Below are 19,863 nucleotides of genomic sequence, written 5' to 3'. Positions count from 1 at the left end.
TGAGCGTCATGATGGCCAACGATGGTCATGTTCGCATTGGGATGATCTCAAACATCACTGGCCCATCCGCCCCAACGCCTCCGCCAAAGCCTGCCGCAATGCTCTAGAGGTCTGCCCCCGGACACTCCACCCATGCGCCCGCAGCACCGCACTGATCGGCTTGTCCTCCAGACACACCATATCCACGAGCCGCCGATCCGTGATGTTCACGCGTGAGCCACGTTTGGACGGTCGGATCTTGCGCACTGCCATGGCAGTGCCAGTACCGATGCGTCTGCGGATCCGTTCGATCTCTTCGCGATCCCGCAGCACCGCATCAATGAAGCTGCCACTGCCGCCGCCGCTGCGGATGGCCTCGACAGAGGAACAGCGCACACCGGCGCAGGCGTGGCGTTCGACCAGATCCCGGTAATACCGCCCTGCAGCCACCTGCGCGCGGGTAAAGGGCGCGGGCTTGCCGTTGCTGGCCGCCTTTGCCGCCATCACGTCGAAGACGTCAGCTCGCTGCATGGCCGACCGGCCACGATAGCCAGAGGGGCGGGCTTTCCAGTCGTTTTCGCCATCAGGAAACAGGCTCATCGGTTGGAATACACGAATAGCTCCCCGGGCCGGTGCCTCGGGGATGGCATCACCGCAGACCTCAGGAACATGACCCTGTGCTTTCACCGCCTCGATGCGATCCGCCTCCGCCTTCAGGCGCAGCTGGCGCGCTGCCATGAACTTTGCCACCGGGGTCAGATCCGCCACGCCATCAGAGGCGACGATCACAACATGCTCGCTCATGCTGCTGCACCCCGCTGCGCCTGGTCTGCAATCTCCCGGCATTTCTGCAGCGCTTCAGCCCGGCGCGCGCGAAAGCTCTCATCCTCCATCGACAACCGATCCCCACGGCCAACGCGCATCTCAATATCCGCCATACGGCGCACCGCCCCATCCGCTTCATTACGGATCTGGGTGATGGTGTACGGCCCCGGCCAGACGCGCGCACCACGCAAATAGCGCAGCAACTCCGGTGCCCAGCCCTCGGCAAGTGCCTTATGTCCAAGTTCGTCTGTAAAGGCTTTCAACAACAACGGCGAAGGCCCGCTGTCCGGGAACTGGATATCGCGCGCCTTGTTCAGGATCTTGAGCCCAATCGGAAATCGATCCTTATCCTTGCCGCCCGGGTGCGCCTCAACCCAATCCCGCAAGATCGCAAGGCTGGCCGGGGTCATATACGCCAGCTTCTGGCGCAACTCACGGAGCATCACCGCAAACTGCGCCTTGGTCAGCGTGGAAGGCCGCGCCAGCCCCAACGCCTCCAGCGGCGTAATCAACAAATCCTGCACCCGCGCCTCACCGGCTGCCTGTTCTTTCGCATCCATTCCTGCACCTCTTCTTCTCAGCGTTCCGACATATCCACAGGTTGCTCGGCCCGAGTGGGAGCGGAACGAAATCTCATTTCATATTCTCTCATTTCATTTCCTCTCTTATGTCTGGAACTGTTCCATTCTGTTCGGAACTGTTCTGGTATGTTCCGTTCTGTTCCGCCCACAGGTGGCCAGATTTCTTCAATGATTTCAGGGAGCGCGGCGTGGACGACCCACAATGCCCTCAGATACGGCCTCTTTGAGAGCACGCCCGATGGAGGCTTGGAACTGCGGCATGCGCCTCTGACCGGGGTGGTGTTTGAGTAGCCAGTCATCCACCCAAGCCACGGCCAGCTCATCGGAACACAGATCCTCACTGCAGCCGATGTCGCGCAGAACCTCGATCAGCCGTTTTCGCCGTGCGTAGACCGCCTTGTCTTCATTGCTGGCCTTGTGCTCCAGATGACCGCGCAGCGCGGCCTCCATCACCTCTTGCACCACCGGATGTGCGAGTCGAATTGCGCCATTGTCACAGCGCACCGGGTGCCAGTTATAGAGCGGGTTAAACGCCCGCTCTTTGAGCGAGATCCACCGCTCCAGCGGCAACCCCAGCAGAAAGGCCAAACTGTCGTCGTCGCTGGGCAAGGTTCCCAAGGGGGCCTCACCATGCGACTTGAAGAACAGCTCCATACCGAAAAAGCCGACTTCCGGGTCGCGGTAGGCCTTGCGCCGAAAATCACTGCGGTCATAGCGATCATGGTTGAACGGCATGAAGTAATGCGAGTCCAACCGGCTTTCTGCCGAGATCGGGTATTCTGGCAGATCCGAGGCCTCCACCAGCTTGACCTGCGCAACCTGTGTCATTTGACCCTCACCAGGTTACGCGGGCCAACAGCATCTTTGATCTGATCCAGCGTCTTGGACATCGAGGACACGCGACAGATCACAGCCTCCAGGCTCTCCACCTCCAATTTCGCGGCGGTCAGGCGCGCTTGCGTGTCCTGCATGAACTTGCGGATTTCATCGCCAAGGGCGGCCATGTCGTCATTGCTGCCACCCGGCCCAAAGAACTCATCCCGAATGCCCGCGACCCAGCCCGGCATGACATTCAGCACCTTGGCCACCGTGTCATCAGTTTCGCCACCGCAGTAGCACTGCCGATCATGATCATAGACCTCGCTTAGGATTTCCATGATCTCGCGCTTTTGCACCCGCGTCGGTTCACGCGGGGCCGTTTCGGCAGGTGTTTTCTGCTCTGTTTTTGCTGCCATTTTCTCCACCTTTCTTTTTGCCTCACAGGTGCCGCACCGCAGCCGTTTGCCGATGTAGGACCACCCCAACCGTTGAATTTTGGACACCGCCTGGCCGTGCCCGTCGCTGCCATCCCGCCCATGGCGGGCCGCGACCGTGTCCTCGCGCCCGCAGTCATCGCAAATGCAGCGGTAGCGCGGTGCGCCGCGCGCATCTCGAACTGGATCAAGCGCCATAGCGGCCCCCTGTTGCGCACAACATCAGGCCGCCTCCCCGAACAGGGCTGACAGCTCGCTATCCAGCGCCTCGATCATCAGTGGGCCGTTATCCAGCGCGTTGCTCCGCGCCATTTTGCGGTAGGACCCGGCCCAGCCCCGATAGCGGCAGATCTGAGAGCAGGTCTGCATCGAGGCCTCGGTAAATTCGGCCATATCCCGCAGGGTGCATTCCCCGGCGCTGTCTTGGATTAGCCACCAGATCTGATAGGCGATCCGTTCGATACGGGGTGAGGATCTCTGCAACATCATGCGGCCCTCGCCAATTGATCCTGAAAGAATGCCGCCGCGCTTGGATCAGTGAGGATCATCAGCAAGGCAGTATGGCTGGCAGGTGCTGTCACCGCACCCCACCAGTTGAGCGCGGTCTGAAATGACACATCGCAAAACAGCGCCACCTCGCGCGGGCTATGAAACCGCGCGTGGAAATAGGCCGACCAAAGGTCAGGCGCGCTGACCTTCAGCGCATAGGGGTCCAACTGATTTGACCAAGACGCTTGGTCAGCAGACGTGCAACGCTCATCGCATGGCACATCATTGTTCACGATCAGGGTTAGACGCGGGCGGCTCATGCGGCGAGATCTCCCTCGCTGGATGGCGGATTATCAGCCATGTACTTACGCAACCTCTCGGCGACGGAAAGCGTGCAGCTTTTCCCGTCCTTCAAACGGCGATAGAGCCGACTGTTTCCAACCGCGCGACTTGTAACGGTGGCTGGTGCAACGTGCCTTTCAGCCGCATAGCACTCAATTTCAGAAATAAGCTGAGCATTCATCATGCCACCATATAGGGACTATAATCCCCATCACGCAAGGGACAATCATCTCCTATCGATAAAGGAATTGCGGGACTATTGTCTCCACATGCCTTTATCATTCCGAGAAGCGCTCAATGGGGCCATGTCAGCATCTGGGCTATCGATGCGAAAACTGGCCGAAAAGGCTGGGGTTTCGTATGAGCAGCTCAAGAAAATCAACCAGGGCAAAACCCAGAGCACCAATGCTGAAGATGCACTTCGCATAGCCGCCGCTCTTGGCATCTCACTTGAGAGCTTTATGGCTGGTGAATTCGAAGGAACGCCCACCATCGCCATCGCAGGCAAGGTAGGTGCCGGTGCTTCCGTCCCTGTATTTGACGCATATGCAAAGGGCGACGGGCCGCAGGTAATTTGCCCACCAGGACTCTCTCCCAGTGGCGTAGTCGCTGTTGAGGTTGAAGGTGATAGCATGGAGCCTGTGTATTCGGCAGGTGACCTTCTATTTTATTCGCGAAATGGTCATGACAGTGTGCCTAGTGATGTCATCGGGCATCGATGTGTGTGTGAAGATGAAGAAGGCATGGGGTGGGTGAAGCAGGTGAAAGCGGGAGATGAACCCGGCCTTTTCCATCTGATCAGCTTGAATCCGGGCGCGAACAATATCTGGAATACTCGGCTCAAGTGGGCTGCACGCGTTCGCCTACACTGGCCGTCAGACCTCGCCAGAAGGCTCTAAGCTAACTCTCATAGAAATTCTACGCTTCCCGAATCTCCCTTTGAGCAAAGGGGATGGGGTGTCGCGCGCACATTTTCGGGACAAATATCCCCATTTCTCGTTGACAGGGAATATTGTCCCCATTTATCAATCTCCCATCAACCGATGGAGGATTGAATGCAAGACAGACTGGAAACCGTGCTGCGGGACGCGCAGCAGATCGCAGGCTCACCCGAGGAACACCTCGACAGCCCGCACCTCTTCACAACTGCATGGGCAACACTGAAGGCCGCGCGCGGCCAGGGTTTTGACCCAGTGCGCCTGCGCGCTGCGCATCTGGTCGAGCGCCCGGCGCCGACGCCGGAACCGACCGAGCAGGTCCTCGATCGCGTCGGCCAGAAGGTTCGTCGCGTCATGGCAGATCGCCAGATTACTCCGCATGGCCCCCATGCGGCGTAAGGCGAGGCGCACCCGCAATGACAAACCCTATCTCTCAAGGTTCCGAACCCATGGTGGACGACCCCCACGGGCTCCGCCCGTCTAAGGTCACTGAACACCTGCGCCGCGTTGGAGGATTGCGCGGCGTACCCAACACCGAGGTTTCGCACCACACGTCTGGTGCGGATCAGGCGCGGGCGGCTCAATCCTCCAAGTTGCCCACCGCCCGCGCATCATCCACCTCAATCAACACCCTAGCGCTCTATGCCGCGACGGAAACACTCCGGGCGACACCGATGCATCAGAGGTCCGAGCAATTCGCGGATCTCGGCGGATGCATCACTGCGCCCATGTCAGATGCGTGGATCTATGACGAGGCGCTCTGGCTTGTGGACCTGATGGGCATCCAATGCACTGGCACATCCCGCCAAAGCGCGCTGAGCCTCTGGATCAAAACCGCCTCTGCGCGCGCACCCCGCCGCGCCAGCGATGGCCGCCCGGATTGCCCATACAACGGCCAATCCTTGGCGCCAACAACGCGCTGACCACCACTCACATACACACCAAATGAAATGATTGCTCCCGCAGCAATGAAGGATAGCATATGACCCAACAACTCATCGCGGTTGATGCTGGCGCGCTCAGCGACCTCATTGATCGTCTCGCCAAGATCGAAAAGCTGCTTGCATCGGCAGAGCTGTCGCGTCGTGAGGACTGGCTTTCCATCCCAGAGGCTGCGCGCATCTTGAAATGCGACCCGTCGACCATTAGGCGCAAGATCAATAGCGGAGAACTGAAAGCCAGCGGAAGCGGCAAGACCCGTCGGGTGCAGCTTAGCTAATCAGACTGTGGCAAAAAGCGAAGACCGAAACCTCTCTGCATCAACGCTGTTCATGGCCAGCCTATCAGCTATGGCGGGCAGGTTTTATCGCCGATTTGCATTCTCTAACCAGTAAGGACTACGCGTGCTGGAGACTGCCCTCGCGTACGTCGCATTGGTATCTGGCGGCAGGCGTCCCGGAGCGGACACGATCTGTGCAATCCTAGTACGGAAGCCTTCAAACAAGCGGACGAGAGAAGACCCTCGCTGCCAACATGCAGTAGCAGTCCATTTGCACTTGAGCAGACCAATCAACGATAGCTAATCGTTACAATTGGGCGTTTGAGCATTGCTTCATCTGACGATGTGTTTGCGACCAAAGGAAGATTGTTCATCATGTGGTTGTTCAAGTCAGCTGAGAGGGTTATCGTTCAGAAAATATAAAATATGCGCCTCCTCGTTGGAGTGAGCTTGCAGCTAGTGGTGTACACAAAGAAGACCATCATAATGAGGTTAGAGCATACCAATCCAGATACCGCGCTGAGTGTGGCTGCAACAGTGCAACGCTGTGTGCCACAAGTAGTAGATTTGTTCGCTGGTGCAGGAGGCTTTTCTTTAGGGGCACGCAACGCGGGTGCTCAGGTTACTTTTGCAGTTGAGTTCGACAAATTTGCCGCAAGAACCTACCGAAAAAACTTCTGTGAAGCTGGGAAGACTACACTCTACACAGAGGACATTCTTACGCTTGATCCAGAAAAGTTGGCAAAAGCACATTTCAACAATGGTGCAGAATGTGATTTACTCTTGGGTGGACCACCTTGCCAAGGTTTCTCTACTCATAGAATAAAGGACGCGGGCGTCGGCGATCCCCGTAATTCTTTAATTTACAGATACTTTGACTTCGTCAGATCGCTGCGCCCCAAAGCTTTTCTGATGGAAAATGTGCCAGGTTTACTTTGGCCAAGGCATAGCGAATATTTGGAAAAATTTTACGAACTTGGAGCTCGCGAAGGTTACACAATCCTTGATCCAGTGACTTTAGATGCCCGAGATTTTGGCGTGCCGCAACGAAGGAAGCGGGTCTTTATACTAGGTGTACGAGAAGGAGATCTAGTAGCCGATTTGGATTGGCCGCCACCCCCAACACACACTGAAATAAATGGCGACCCTTTGAAAAGATGGATTTCTTGTGAAAGTGCTTTTGTTTCAGCGCCTTGCGGCGATCCTAATGATTTACATATGAAGCATAATGACGAATTAATCAAAGCGTTTAAGAACACCCCATTAAATGGTGGCTCGAGACGAGATTCGGGCCGAACCCTCCCTTGTCACAAGGACCACGATGGCCACAAAGACGTGTATGGCCGTATAGATTCAAGGTTGCCAGCCCCGACAATGACAACGGCTTGCATAAACCCATCTAAGGGTAGGTTTGTGCATCCGACTGAGCATCATGGGATCACTGTCCGTCAGGCCGCTAGAATCCAAACCTTCCCCGACAGTTTTGTCTTTGAAGGCGGCTTAACGGCTGCTGGGAAACAGATTGGCAATGCAGTTCCAGTCAAAATGGCAGAAATCATTATAAAACAACTATTTGAGGATTTAAACTTGGGAGAGGTTGATGTGAGTGGGGCGTTCCTCAAGGAACCCAACTTATGAGGCGTTCAGGCTTTAAAACTAGAGCAAGAACGGTCGATCACTTAGGTCGCGAGCAAGTTGCGGACTGCCCTACGGCTATTTCAGAGCTCTGGAAAAATGCTTTTGATGCATATGCCACAGATGTTGCCCTGGACATCTTCGATGGCAAATCGCCAGTAGCTGTTGTGTCCGACAATGGCCACGGGATGAACTTGGAGGAGTTTCAAGATCGTTGGCTGGTTATTGGAACGGAGTCTAAAGCGACCTCTGATCGAGTCCCGATTAGAGACCGAAAGGGGCTGCAGGAACGAGTGAAGCAAGGCCAGAAAGGCATTGGCCGGCTCTCTTGCGCGAACCTTGGACCGACATTGCTCCTGATCTCCAAACGATCAAACGAGGAGTTCGTTACGTCCTTGATCGATTGGCGGTTGTTCGAAAATCCCTACCTGAATCTTGCTGACATCTTCTTTCCGACCGTCGAAGTTTCTGATCTTTGCCAAGCATTCGAACGCTTGCCAAGCATGATTGAAGAACTCGTCCAGAACATCGAACCGCTGAAGTCATCGCTCACCGACGAAGCGAGCGCCGAACAACGGGCCAACGCAGATAGAATTGCTCGAGCTTGGGTTGATTTTGACAATCTGCCTGAACGGGTTGGTGGCGTGACTTCGAAGGCGATTATTCATAGTATACGTGAGCTCAACTTCTCCTTGGATCACCTATCTGGGTGGACTGTTGCGCAAGAAGATTCGGACAGTGGTACAGCTTTGATTGTATCAGGGATCAATTACGACCTGCGGGCTCAGCTGTTGGACGGAAAACTAAAACCAACCGAAGAGAGAACCCGAAAAAACTTCCGCGAAACACTAGCTAGCTTTGTAGACCCTTACATTGACGCAAACGCTGAAAATATACCGGATTTCTTTGAAAATTTTGGATACCATGTCCGAGTCTGGAATGATGACAAGAGTAGAAAAATCATTGGAAGGGACATCGGTATATCACGGCACCAAGTGTCCAAAATGGAGCACTGTATAGACGGTGAAGTTGACGAGGAAGGCGTTTTTCGCGGTCGCGTGAAGGTATTTGGAAGCTGGTTGCCAGACGAAGTGAAAATTCTGCCTGCTTCAAACATCGAGGTTCCTACCCGCTCTGATACTAGATTAGGCCCTTTCGAAATATACATCTCAGCGATTGAATTCGACTACATGAATTCGACGCACGAGAAAGCCGAGCACGACAGGTTCAAGGAAATGGCCGGCATCTATAGTGGCTTCATGGTATTTAGAGATGGATTGCGTGTCTTGCCATATGGCAGGAGCGACAATGATTTCTTTGAAATGGACGAAAGACGTTCGAGAAACGCAGGTCGTGAATTTTGGAACCACCGCCAAATGTTCGGCCGAATTGCAACGACCCGTGAAGGCAATCCAAACTTAAAGGACAAGGCTGGCCGCGAAGGGTTCATTGACAACAGGTCTGCAAAGGCTTTGCGCGACATCGGTGTGAACTTACTTATGCAGTCGGCTCGAAAGTACTTTGGTACCGACGCGCCGGTTAGGAAAGAGGTTCTGCCGGAAGTTAAGGAAACGAAAAAGCAAGAGCGCGATGCTCAGAACCAAGAAAAGTTAAGAGCAAAGAACAAACGAACGTTTGCCCGAAACTTGAAGGAAGGCCTTACAAACCTTCCAATCTTGGTTGAGCAACTAGAGGGTGCCGCCCAAAATCTTAGCATCACAAGCGATGCTGAAATCGCAGAGAAGCAGGAACTGATTTCATCATTTCGAGATCACCTACCGTCAGCAACTATTCCTGGCGCGCCACGTTCCATGTCGCCTCGACAGAGGAAAAACTACGCGACATACAGATCTCAGGCTGCTCGTGCACGGCAGCTTTATACTACAGTTTCCAAGGCTGTCGATGAGGCAGTCGAGAAGTTCCGCCCATCCGACCCGCTGTCAGTCCTCGAGAGCCAGCTTGAAAAGTCACGCAACCGAATTTCAGCTCGCGTAAATCACTGGCAGAAGCTCGTGCGTTCACTTCAAACTGATGAATTCAAACGCATTTCAGAACTCTCGGACCAACGAAAAGCACTGTTCAAAGACGAGGCCGAGGCGGTGCTTCAGCTCTTCAAAGCTGAACGCGAGACTTTTCAATCCGCATCTACCAAACTCACAACTCTGGATCGCAACATTTCTGAGGAAAATGAGGATATATTTGAACCATACGTGCGTGCGCTAGAAGGGCTAAAGGAAAGCATCGATCTTGAACATCTCGCTACCCGTGGGATGGAAGAACTGGCTGAAGCAAGAGCCGAGCTTGATCGACTGAATAGCCTAGCCCAACTCGGGATAGCTGTGGAAATCACCGGTCACGACCTTCAAGACTTTGATGACATAATTGCCGCGGGCCTTAGGGCCTTACCGGACGAACTGTCGGAAACCAAAGCTGTACGAGACATAACGCTCGGATACGAAGGCCTCACCGACCAACTCCGCTTTCTGTCGCCACTTAGGCTGTCCGGGCTCAAGGTGGAGAAGTGGATCACCGGTGTTGAAATACGCGACTACATTCAAGACTTTTTCGGGCCGAGCCTGACAAAGAACCGCATTGAGCTAAAGTCAACCGAGGCTTTTCGAAATTTTAGGGTTTTTGATCAACCTTCCAGGCTGCTTCCAGTTTTCATCAACCTAGTGAACAACAGCATCTACTGGGTCGGTACAAGCAACAACGAGCACCGTGAGATTTTGTTCGACGTAGCGTCGGAGAAAGTTGTGGTAGCAGATAGTGGCCCGGGTGTTGCGCCTGAAGACGTCGACAACCTCTTTAAGCTGTTCTTCACAAGAAAGATTCAGGGCGGGCGTGGCGTGGGTCTCTACCTCGCGAAGGCAAATCTGATCTCTGGTGGGCATTCCATTTCATATTCCGGGGACGCCGCAAGTCAGCTGCTCTCTGGTGCAAATTTTTTGATCGTTTTGAATGGAGCCGAGTTCGAGAATGGCTGAAGATTTTCAGAGTTTCATCGAAGAAGCATTTATTGATCCAATCCGCTCTGTAGTGATTGTTGATGACGACTATCCAACGATTGAAGAAGTCCTAGGCGCCAACGCAAAAAGCGAAAGCGCCGATGCTGTAGAGCCGAAACAAAAGGAATGGGTCAGAGACCCACAACAAGTTATCGATGTTGTGAGCGAATTCCGGTCTAAGGAAAAAAAGTATATCCTCGACATACATGACGCTCAGAATCTTACTGACGATGAGGAAGTCGACGGGGCGGCACACCTTCACCAAACTGATCTCCTGGTATTAGATTATCAGCTTGATCCAGATAATGCCGAAGACCACACACGCTCTCTTCGGATCGCACGTAAACTCTTCGCTAGCGACCACTTCAATCTGATCATCGTTAACACCAATAAGAACCTCGACGAAGTGTTTGAAAGCTTTTTGATCGGCCTTCTTGAAAGCGATCGCTTGCCTGCACTGTCTGAAGAAGCTGAAGCCAAGCTTGAAGAGGCATACGAGGAAACGAAACTTCCATATAATTTTTCTGATCAACTCAGCGCGGCCGCTGGTTTTCGACAATATGCTTCGGTCGTCGCTGACTGTAAAAACATCCGAAAGGTTATGTCCGGGCAGGCCGAGTTTGCTTCGCTAAACAAGTTGTTTGCAGACATAGATCTGCACAAGAAGTATTGGCTCGTGATGGCGATGTCGGCAGTTCTTTCTTACCAAGATAGTGTTGCTGACCAATTGAGCCAGGAGAACTGTCGTGTGTCGAGCTTTCGTGACTCTGGCAACGTGAAGTGGATACGTTCAGACAGAGGTTTCATCACATTTTCATCCAAGCAATCAAAAGAGCCGCTATTAGACGCTCTACGAGCCGCATTGGCTGATTGGAAACCAAGGCCATCGCGACTTCTGCTTGCTAAAATGTCAGCAGATATCGAAAATCAGGGCGTCGAAATGCAGGATCGGGCGCTTGCAGACAACCATTCGTCCGCACTTTGGTTCAAAGAACTGCTGCTTTCTAGCCAAGAAAACCGTAAGACGACAATTGATCGCACGGTAAGGCGTCATATTGAGTCGATGATCTCCGAAGTGCTCCCAGGAGTGCGATTGTTTGCTGAAAGGCTTGTTGAGTCTCAAAGGCAAGAAAACGAGGCGGATAACATCGCGGTGGTGAGAAATCACTATCAGGTTGACCTGAGCAAGGCTGAACAACTGAAGAGGGCACAACTTTTTCACAACGCCCTGGTTTGCAGTGATGACGTTGGCGGGTGGCATATTCAGACAGGCCATATCTTTGACGCCGCAGGAGATACTTGGATTTGCGTTTCGCCGTTGTGTGACACAGTCCCGGCGCAAATTTCCCAAAAGAATATCAGCTTACATGGGAGCCGGCTTAGGTTCACAGCGCTAAAGCTTCACGAGAGAAAGTCAAACAAACTGCCTGATAATGTTCAGAGTAACCGGTACCTGTTCTTCAACTCAGAGGACGGCGTTTCGGTGTTCGAGATTGTATCCAGCCCCGATGCGATGCCTGAGACAGAGGTGTTCTATGCGGACAATCGGGGTGTCTTTGATGAAGGTTACAAGTTCAATGCTTCACGCTCTGAAATGAACCATGACGCCGACGCTTTTGGAATGACTAACCATCAATGCGAGGTCCGTTATCAGCTTAGGTACGAGTACGCTCAAAATCTCGTGCAGCGCCTTGGAGGCGCGGTCACTAGAATTGGGTTGGACTTCGCAGGTGGTTAGGTACCGGTAATTTGAATCAGGCACTTTTATCCTCGATGGCCACTCCCAGTAGAGGCCGGAGCGGATCTGCGTAGAGTGGGCTACAGTTTCAGAAACTGGAGCAAATGACGAATGTCTGAACCGCACCGGGGTTGCCGTGAAAGATAGCAATAGTTTGCAGTTTTGCAGGGTCAGCTATCTGCGCCTAGCTGACCCTTGAGTAGAGCGCCGCAAATGGATCGATAGGTGCTCTACCAGTATTCGTTACTATATGGAGTAACATCACGACGCGTACACGGGTACCGAATACATGTGACCGCAACCGCTTCCTTCGCACGATAAATGATCGATGCAGCAACCTTCGATCATTTATCAAGCCGCTTCGCAAGATCTTCGGCGCTCTCGTTGTAGTAGGTAAGAAGTTGGTTCACGTTTCGATGGCCCACCATCCGCGCCAGATCCATCACATCAAGTTTCTTGGCTAGCATCGTGATCGCCCAATGTCGTGAGTCGTGAAATGTTAACCCGTCAACCGCGGCCCGATCCCTCACCTTGCGCCACAGAACGTCTAACTGCCGCGAATCGAGTGCGAATACAGGATCAAATTCTGGTAGCCTCTCCAGCATCTCCACAGCGCGGCGTGAAAGCGGGACTTGCCGTGACGTTCCGTTCTTGGTCATGGGTAGATCCACAACCCGGCGTTTAAGGTCGATATGCTCCCACTTCATGCCGACGATTTCGCCGGCGCGCATTGCGGTTTCTCCGGCAAACAGGAATGCGTGAAACGCGCGCGCCGTCGCATTGTTGAGATCATTGCCTGCGGAAAGTTCAAGGCGCTCCAATTCCGCGCTCGTCGGCAAACGATCCCGCGCAGCTGACTCTTGCGGCTTACGAACATCGGTTAGGGGCGAATCTCCCATCAATCCCCATTCCCGCCGAGCTACGGAGAACACAGACCCCATGAGGGTCATTTCTCTCCGCACTGTTGAGGGCGCCACTTTTTGCAACCGGGCGTCACGCCACGCGGCGAAATCTGCAGGCGAGAGTTCGGAGAGGGTCTTGTCGGCAAGATCGGATTGGCCCCATCGGTTCAAGCGAAGCGCTTCCCACTTATAGCCGCGCTTCTTCGAGCTCACCTCACGGGCGTACCGTTCAAAGAGATCGCGTAACTTCATCTTGGCAGAGATCTTCGCCCCGTTCAGGATCTCATATTCTTTGCGGCTGGCCCAGTCTTGAGCTTCTCTCTTGGAAGGAAACACCTTGCTGGCGCGAACGCCTGCTCTTGCCACTTCGGCCCGCCAGCCCGTCTTGGTTTTGCGAAAGGTCGCCATGAATTACGCACCACGCTCTAAATGCGGAAAATATGCGTAACAACATGCGCATTTTTACGCTTCACAGGCAAGCGACAGTTGCACGGCCTCGCGAATAACGCATATTTTGCAGATATTTGACCAATCTTGACCACCATAAAAAGAGTTGGTGGTGCCTCAAGAGGGACTCGAACCCCCGACCTTGTCCTTACGAAGGACCTGCTCTACCAGCTGAGCTATTGAGGCATCAACAGGCGACCGTTTAAACCGTTGATATCAACCGTGCAAGGCAAAATCAGATCCGGGTATATGGTCGAAGGATTGTAGCAGGCACAGGTCCGGCCAACTCTCTCCCCAAGCTTTGCAGCTTGGCGCCGCAGGGGGGCTAAGGGTACACCTGCGATGGTCGCTATCCCCATTGAGAGGATAGCGTTTTTCTTATCGGACGACGAACTCCGCGTGCAGCGCGCCTGCGGCTTTCAGGGTTTTTAGAATGTCGATCATATCCCGGGGGGACACGCCCAAGGCGTTGAGGCCGGCCACGACATCAGACAGGGAGGTGGTTTCCTGGACCTCTGCCAGCTGAATGCCATCCCCGTTCTGGATCTGCGCATTGGTGCGGGGGACGACGACCGTTTCTCCATCGGCGAAGGGGTTGGGTTGCGACACCAGAGGCGCTTCCTCCACCCGGAGCGTGAGGTTCCCCTGGGCGACGGCAACACGGGAAATCCGTACATCGCTGCCCATCACGATCGTGCCAGAGGACTGATCAACAACGACGCGGGCCTTACGTTCAGGTTCGACCAGCACGTTTTCAATACGCCCGACCGCATGCGCCGTGGAGCGCGAATTGGTGCGCGTGATGTCGATTTCCACTGTCCCGGAATCCCGCATGATCGCGACATTGCGGCCAAACTCGTTGTTGATCGCCTGTTCAATCCGTCCGGCAGTGGTGAAATCCGGCTCCCGGAGGGCAAGGCGCATGGAGTTCAGCGAAGACAGATCAAAGTCGATCTCCCGTTCCACACGTGCGCCGGAAGGAATGACACCTGAGGTGGGCACACCTTCGGTTACGGTCGCAGCATCGCCCTGCGCCACGGTCCCACCGGCCAGGATTGTGCCTTGGGCAACCGCATAGATCTGCCCGTCTGCCGCATTGAGCGGCGTCATGATCAGGGTCCCGCCCAGCAAGCTGCTGGAATCGCCGATCGCCGAGACAGAGGCGTCAATCGTGCCGCCAACCCGCGCAAAGGGGGGCAGGGTGGCGGTGACAAAAACCGCCGCCACATTCTTGGGGCGGAACTGTTCGCCCGAGACGTTCACGCCGAGCCGTTCCAGGATGTTGGTCATGATTTCTTCGGTGAAGGGCGAGTTTCGCAACCCGTCGCCGGTTCCGTTCAAGCCGACAACCAGACCGTAGCCCACGAGGTCGTTGCCCCGGACCCCGTCGAATTCGACAAGGTCCTTGAGGCGAATTGCATTGGCCTGCGCCAGCGTTGGCAGCAACAGGCAGGTCATCAGGATTTGGAGAATTTTACGCATTACATGTAATTCAGCAGATTGAGTTTCGACGACCGCACCGTAATGGAATAGAGCGCTTCCAGCTGAAACTCGACTTCCTTGATCCGGCTGGACGTCTCGGCCGGGTCAGACAGAATAAGATCGTTCAGCGTGGTGCCGAGCGATGTCAGGGCTGCTGCATTTCGGGTTTGGGTCTCTTCAATGCGCGCCTCGATAAAACCGAGATCAGACTGCACGTTGGTCAGATCGCTCTGGGCGTTTACCATCTGCTCACCTGCGCGCTCCACCAGTCCCGATGCCTCGACCGTGGACAGACCACTGAGGTAATTCGAGCTGGCCAAAGCCCCCAGGGCAAAGCTCTTCATTGCTTGTTTGAAACGGTCATCATCCGCCCGGAGAGAGAAATTCACCTCCTCATTGGGGCCAATGCGCACCGCAGCCATGCTGCTGGTTGAGCCGTTGTACATGACAGTGTCGAACCCCGCCGGGTTGGAAAACCAGTTGTCCACCGCGGTCACGATACTATCCGGGTCGGTGAGCGCACCAACCTCGGCGACCAGAGCGGTCATCATCGTATCTGCGCTCTCGAGCGGCGTGGTTTCCGTGGCCGTTCCAGAAAACAGGCTGCGACCGGAGAGCTGGCCGTTGAGGTTGGAGACGGCTTCTCTGAGATATGTCATCGACTGCGAGGACAGCTCTTGCGCAGTGGTTTCGTTTGCGCTGCTGCTCAAGGACAGGATATCCGCACCAAGATTGAGCGCATTGTCGTTGATACGCTCCAGATAGCTTTGTGCGGTGGCGGCAAACAGGCTCGCTTCCTGAGCGGCGACCTTGTAGCTGCCCAGCTTGGAAATCGAGCGTTCCAGATCTGCGACAAAGCCGAGATCACCGCCGAGCCGCTCAGGCAGGTTCGACGCGACGCCTGTGCTCATTTCCTCGGTCAAAGTGTCGAGGGTTTTGTTCAGTTCCACTGACCGATTACGCAGGAGCAAGAACTGCGCCATATCACCAAAGGATGTTACGTTCATAGTTTAGAGCCCCATCAATTCCTGCATCATTTCGTCAATCGCCTTAATCATCCGGGCGTTGGCGCCATAAATGGTTTCGATTTGCATGAGCATTTGCAGCTCGGAGTCGGTATCGACACCCTGTTCCAATTCGCGGGCACGAATGTCGGAGTAGATCGCTGATGAATACGCCAGATCCTGTTCCGCCCAGGTGTTTTGCTGGGTGAAATTCGTCATCAAATTCGATGCGATCGAATAGGCGCTGTAGTCACCTGTGCCGAGCCCAGGAGACGAGAGAGAGTTGGTCGCTTCCAGGGCTTCTGCGTAATTATTGAGGATGGTCGTATCGCCGCGCTCGCCGAGGGTGGCGGCGTTCAACCCGTCTCTCAGGCGCCAGGTTTCGGCGCTCCCGCCGATAGAAATCACGCTGTTGATCTGAATTCGGTTGGCGATGCCCAGCTCATTGGCGGGATCGTAGAAGGCGTTCTTATCCGTGAAGATGCCAGGATCGGTTGCCCCCAGCGTGGGGTCGACAGACGGGTCCTGGAAGCGCAGGATAAGATCCCCGGCCATGGTATCCAGATCTTGTTGTGCTTCGACTGCGGCGACATCCCGCACGTGAAATTGCGCCGCCAGACTACCGCCGCCGATCTTGCCATTGATCGAGGTATCGATCTGTTTGCCGTCGATCTCCAGACCGGAAAGCTGAGTATTCGCAAGGCTCATGTAGGGGGTGACGATAGAGGTCTCGGCAAAGGAGAACTCCGCCACGGACCCGCCATCGAGCAGCTTGATCCCAGAGTTGGTATAGAGCGCAACCTGATTGTTGTCCCGGGTGAAGATCTGAACCGGGATGACCTCATTGATCGAGTCAATCAGATTGTCCCGCTGGTCTTCCAGCCCGGAGGGATCCTGGCCACGAATCTCTGCGGCCAGGATTTTCTTGTTGGTGTCTTTGAGGTTCTCCAGGTCCTTTTCCAACCCCTCGATCAGCGAAGCGATGGTGTCTTCTGCCTTGTTGCGCAGGGTGGACACGCCATCTGCGGCTTCCTTGATCGAAACGGCCAGCTCTTCCGCCTGCATGGCGAGATCATTCAGGCGCGCGTCGGATTCGGGCAGCGAGGTGGCCTCAATCAGCGCGGACTCGAAGTCGTTGAAGCGTTGGGCGACGGAATATCCGTCGTTCACGCTCCCTACCAGCCGCGAGACGCCGGTATAAAAATCAGTTGTAACCGACGTCGCAGCATGGTTCGCCTCAGCGGCACGGACACTTTTTTGAAGGGCCGGATCCAAGACGCGGCGTACACCGCCCACTGACACGCCGCCCGCTGCCCCGTTGGAGCTGAGCTCCAAGCTACGGCGATAATACCCTTCGGTGAGTGCATTTGCGAGGTTGTCGGATACCACGGAGGTCGACCTGCTGGTCGCCGCGAGGCCGCTCATCGCGTTGTTGAGGGCGGTCGATAGAGACATCCCGGATCACCTTCTGTGACTATGTGTTAGGGGGAAGCGCTGATTTTATCAGCGCTTGATATTGGTTGTTTCCTGAAGCATTTCATCGACGGTCTGGATGACCTTTGCATTCGACGAATAAGCCCGCTGGGTCTGGATCATCGAGGTCAGCTCGGTCGCGACATCAGTGCCGGATTCCTCCTGGCGATATCCGGCCACGGTCCCTGTCGGGCCGGAACCCGCGTCCCACAGATAATAGGCGCCACTGTCCGACGACGGCATAAATGTCTGGCTGTCCAGAGATTTCATGCCGTTGGGGTTGGGCATGTCTGCAAGCGGGATCTGATATACGATCCGGTTGCTGCCGTTTTCATAGAGGATATGCACGTAACCGCCTTCATCGACTTCGACGCCGGCGAAGCTGGCAGCTTCATAGCCATCCTTTTCAATAGTGGCAGCCGAGAATGCGCCGGAAAGCTGGGTCATCACACCGATTTCGATTTCGATCGGACCGCTATCTGTCGTCACGATAATCGTACCCGAGGTCGCGTCATAGGCGCCGCCGGTCGTTGTGGCGACCGACATCAGGGTGCCTTTACCAGTGGCGGAATCATCGAACGTCAGTGTGTATTCGCCAATCACGGTGCCGGTCGCGCCGTCGGTCAGCTCCATGGTCCATTCGTTGTCTGCAAGGCCGGTCGGCGTATAGACAATGTCGAGATCCTGCTGGCCACCCAGGTTGTCAAAATACTGGATGGTGTTTTCCTCAGCAGTACCGGGGGAGCCGGTTACCGCGCTATCAGACGGCAAGTTGACGCCCAGGCTCACTGCCGTGGTGGGGGCGGCGCTCAGCTGCGAGGTGTCGAATTTGATCGGCTGAAGCGGATCGTCGGTGTCGCGTGCAACGGTCGGGAATGTCTCGTCCGCGTTTGCGGGCCAACCCAACAGGACCAGACCGGATTTTGTGGTCAGGTATCCTTCGTCGTTGGTGCGGAAGGAGCCAGTGGTGGTCAGAAGCATGTTAGGCGCTTCACCGGCCTCCACCTCGGCGAGGCTCGCGACGGGCAGGAACCCCTTGCCGGACACGGCGAGGTCCGTGGCGTTGCTTGTCGAGATGAGCGAGCTGCGCTCGTCGATCATGCGGGAATTGGAGACCGACACACCGCCAGCGGCATAGGTGCCACCGGATTGCGAAATCACCATGGATTCAAATGATGTTACGACGCGTTTGTACCCTGCGGTCGACGCGTTCGCGATATTGTCTGAAATAGACGCCAGTCGGCTGGAGTTCGCGGCAAGCCCGGCTACGCCAGCATTCAGCGAAGAGGAAATGGACATTAGATACGCCTTTCTGCTGCATCTTGATTTTGTCTTCGAATAAATAACTACCGCGCTTGTGCTTAACGTGCGGCTAACAGATAAAATCCAATCTATCTGTTAGCCGCATTTGCCTTGCTTTTATGGCGCGTTCACTTCCGCAGGAGCGTGATTTCGATGCGGTTATTGCGTTCCGACATCGGGTTGGCAGAGACCAGATCCCGGTCTGCATGACCTGTCACGCGGGAGATTCGCTTGGCCTGCATACCGCCCGCTTCGAGCAGTTCACGGGTCTCATTTGCGCGGTCGTTGGACAGAGCCCAAACCGGGTTCCTTGCGATCACAACCGGGGTTGAGGCAACATGCCCGCTGATTGCCACGTGGTTGTCCACGGACGCGGTGACCCGTGCCACCATCCGCAGCAGATCGCGCATCAGGGGCGTCGGATGATCGGTGCCGTCCTGGAACAGCCGCGCATCTTTGGTTTCGAACAATTCGATGATCAGACCTTCGTCGGTGACGCGGGTCACGATATGGCGGGCCATGTCGATGCTGACCATGCTCTCGCCACCGCGGCCCATCAGCTCTTCTGCGATCTGGCGGAAGCTGGCTTCCTCCTCGGCATCGTTCTGTTGGTTGTCCGCCACGCCGGTGTCGCCCATCGCGCGGCTCGAGTCAGTCGGGTTTTCCTTGGTCGCGCCGATCCCGTTTTGCGGTTTCACATCCTCGGTGAACATCGTGTCACCCTGGAAGGCCCCATTGCCGCCGCCGGACACCCGGGCAAGCGGGATGGAGGGAGAGAAATAATCCGCCAGACCTTTGCGCTGTTTTTCGGTGGTTGCATTCAGCAACCACATCAGAAGGAAGAAGGCCATCATCGCCGTGACGAAGTCGGCATATGCCACTTTCCACGCGCCGCCATGGTGGCCGCCGCCACTGACTTTCTTGACCTTCTTGATAATAACCGGAGCTTCGTTGCTTTGAGCAGCCATGTTCCCACCACCTTTTCTGTTCACCCAAAACCGGGATACAGAGCGGATCCTTAACTAGGTCTTAACAGATAAAATTGGCCCCAGTAACACGCGTAAACGTATGGTTTCTAAGGCAAAAGTGCGGCCATCCTGGCTTTTCGAAGGTGGGGGTGCGGCAGGCTCCGGGCGGGAATGTGTCGCCTTTGTGGCGGGGGGTGGGGGGGGGGGGAATTTCCCCCCCTTTTTCCCTTGGCGGGGGGGGGCCTACCCAATGAGTTGCTGGGGTTTTTGTTTTTTAC

Annotated in this window: 19 protein-coding genes and 1 tRNA gene; 7 read left to right on the top strand and 13 right to left on the bottom strand. The window is 55.2% G+C overall.

Features of this window, described 5'->3' with window-relative positions; all coding sequences use genetic code 11:
• Positions 1–54 precede the first annotated feature (54 nt).
• The 6 genes from HCZ87_RS07960 to HCZ87_RS07935 all read right to left on the bottom strand — a co-directional run bounded on the left by HCZ87_RS07960 (position 55) and on the right by HCZ87_RS07935 (position 3,447).
• Positions 55–783, bottom strand: coding sequence for a hypothetical protein (locus HCZ87_RS07960; RefSeq protein ID WP_167643226.1), 729 nt, complete (start codon positions 781–783; stop codon positions 55–57).
• A complete protein-coding gene (locus tag HCZ87_RS07955; protein ID WP_167643225.1) occupies positions 780–1,364 on the bottom strand; it encodes a hypothetical protein in 585 nt (194 codons plus the stop codon). The genes HCZ87_RS07960 and HCZ87_RS07955 overlap by 4 nt, the downstream gene beginning before the upstream one ends.
• Positions 1,365–1,559: 195 nt before the next feature.
• Positions 1,560–2,213 carry a hypothetical protein gene (locus HCZ87_RS07950; RefSeq protein WP_009178021.1) on the bottom strand — a complete coding sequence of 218 codons (654 nt, stop codon included), beginning with the start codon at positions 2,211–2,213 and terminating at the stop codon, positions 1,560–1,562.
• Complete coding sequence (locus HCZ87_RS07945; protein WP_254868559.1) at positions 2,210–2,620, bottom strand: hypothetical protein; 411 nt, start codon at positions 2,618–2,620, stop codon at positions 2,210–2,212. The genes HCZ87_RS07950 and HCZ87_RS07945 overlap by 4 nt, the downstream gene beginning before the upstream one ends.
• A 240-nt stretch (positions 2,621–2,860) precedes the next feature.
• Complete coding sequence (locus HCZ87_RS07940) at positions 2,861–3,124, bottom strand: hypothetical protein (RefSeq protein ID WP_254868558.1); 264 nt, start codon at positions 3,122–3,124, stop codon at positions 2,861–2,863.
• Positions 3,124–3,447, bottom strand: coding sequence for a hypothetical protein (locus HCZ87_RS07935; RefSeq protein WP_167643222.1), 324 nt, complete (start codon positions 3,445–3,447; stop codon positions 3,124–3,126). Before HCZ87_RS07935 ends, HCZ87_RS07940 begins: the two co-directional genes overlap by 1 nt.
• 291 nt (positions 3,448–3,738) lie before the next feature.
• Here HCZ87_RS07935 and HCZ87_RS07930 point away from each other — a divergent pair, with 291 nt between their 5' ends.
• The 7 genes from HCZ87_RS07930 to HCZ87_RS07900 all read left to right on the top strand — a co-directional run bounded on the left by HCZ87_RS07930 (position 3,739) and on the right by HCZ87_RS07900 (position 12,007).
• On the top strand, positions 3,739–4,368 hold the full coding sequence (locus HCZ87_RS07930; RefSeq protein WP_039983241.1) for a S24 family peptidase: 630 nt from the start codon (positions 3,739–3,741) through the stop codon (positions 4,366–4,368).
• Between the two features lie 156 nt (positions 4,369–4,524).
• Positions 4,525–4,806 carry a hypothetical protein gene (locus tag HCZ87_RS07925; protein ID WP_167643220.1) on the top strand — a complete coding sequence of 94 codons (282 nt, stop codon included), beginning with the start codon at positions 4,525–4,527 and terminating at the stop codon, positions 4,804–4,806.
• Positions 4,807–4,856: 50 nt separating this feature from the next.
• Positions 4,857–5,330: a hypothetical protein gene (locus HCZ87_RS07920; RefSeq protein ID WP_254868557.1), complete on the top strand. Its 474-nt coding sequence runs from the start codon at positions 4,857–4,859 to the stop codon at positions 5,328–5,330.
• Positions 5,331–5,389: 59 nt separating this feature from the next.
• A complete protein-coding gene (locus HCZ87_RS07915; RefSeq protein WP_167643218.1) occupies positions 5,390–5,626 on the top strand; it encodes a helix-turn-helix domain-containing protein in 237 nt (78 codons plus the stop codon).
• A gap of 486 nt (positions 5,627–6,112) precedes the next feature.
• Positions 6,113–7,264: a DNA cytosine methyltransferase gene (locus tag HCZ87_RS07910; RefSeq protein WP_167643217.1), complete on the top strand. Its 1,152-nt coding sequence runs from the start codon at positions 6,113–6,115 to the stop codon at positions 7,262–7,264.
• Positions 7,261–10,248 carry an ATP-binding protein gene (locus HCZ87_RS07905; protein ID WP_167643216.1) on the top strand — a complete coding sequence of 996 codons (2,988 nt, stop codon included), beginning with the start codon at positions 7,261–7,263 and terminating at the stop codon, positions 10,246–10,248. The genes HCZ87_RS07910 and HCZ87_RS07905 overlap by 4 nt, the downstream gene beginning before the upstream one ends.
• Positions 10,241–12,007, top strand: a complete 1,767-nt coding sequence (locus tag HCZ87_RS07900) for a response regulator receiver domain (RefSeq protein ID WP_167643215.1) — start codon at positions 10,241–10,243, stop codon at positions 12,005–12,007. Before HCZ87_RS07905 ends, HCZ87_RS07900 begins: the two co-directional genes overlap by 8 nt.
• Positions 12,008–12,351: 344 nt before the next feature.
• On the opposite strand, the gene HCZ87_RS07895 is transcribed toward HCZ87_RS07900, so the two are convergent.
• The 7 genes from HCZ87_RS07895 to HCZ87_RS07865 all read right to left on the bottom strand — a co-directional run bounded on the left by HCZ87_RS07895 (position 12,352) and on the right by HCZ87_RS07865 (position 19,585).
• Positions 12,352–13,317, bottom strand: a complete 966-nt coding sequence (locus tag HCZ87_RS07895; RefSeq protein WP_167643214.1) for a tyrosine-type recombinase/integrase — start codon at positions 13,315–13,317, stop codon at positions 12,352–12,354.
• Between the two features lie 149 nt (positions 13,318–13,466).
• A tRNA-Thr gene (locus tag HCZ87_RS07890) sits at positions 13,467–13,542 on the bottom strand.
• 192 nt (positions 13,543–13,734) lie between these two features.
• Positions 13,735–14,838, bottom strand: coding sequence for a flagellar basal body P-ring protein FlgI (locus HCZ87_RS07885; RefSeq protein WP_167643213.1), 1,104 nt, complete (start codon positions 14,836–14,838; stop codon positions 13,735–13,737).
• Positions 14,838–15,845 (bottom strand): flagellin, encoded by a 1,008-nt coding sequence (locus tag HCZ87_RS07880; protein ID WP_167643212.1) that lies wholly within the window; start codon positions 15,843–15,845, stop codon positions 14,838–14,840. The genes HCZ87_RS07885 and HCZ87_RS07880 overlap by 1 nt, the downstream gene beginning before the upstream one ends.
• 3 nt (positions 15,846–15,848) lie before the next feature.
• The gene (gene flgK, locus HCZ87_RS07875) at positions 15,849–17,297 is read right to left on the bottom strand and encodes a flagellar hook-associated protein FlgK (RefSeq protein ID WP_167643211.1); all 1,449 of its coding nucleotides are present in this window, start codon (positions 17,295–17,297) and stop codon (positions 15,849–15,851) included.
• A 48-nt stretch (positions 17,298–17,345) separates the two neighbouring features.
• Positions 17,346–18,614 (bottom strand): flagellar hook protein FlgE, encoded by a 1,269-nt coding sequence (locus tag HCZ87_RS07870; protein ID WP_167643210.1) that lies wholly within the window; start codon positions 18,612–18,614, stop codon positions 17,346–17,348.
• Between the two features lie 131 nt (positions 18,615–18,745).
• Entirely contained in the window at positions 18,746–19,585 is an 840-nt protein-coding gene (locus tag HCZ87_RS07865; RefSeq protein ID WP_167643209.1) for a flagellar motor protein MotB, read from the bottom strand.
• Positions 19,586–19,863: the final 278 nt, after the last annotated feature.

It is taken from the genome of Phaeobacter sp. HF9A, assembly GCF_011806385.1.
GTDB lineage: Bacteria > Pseudomonadota > Alphaproteobacteria > Rhodobacterales > Rhodobacteraceae > Epibacterium.
Note: the sequence above shows the minus strand (reverse complement) of the source record. Positions and strands in the feature narration are given on the sequence as shown.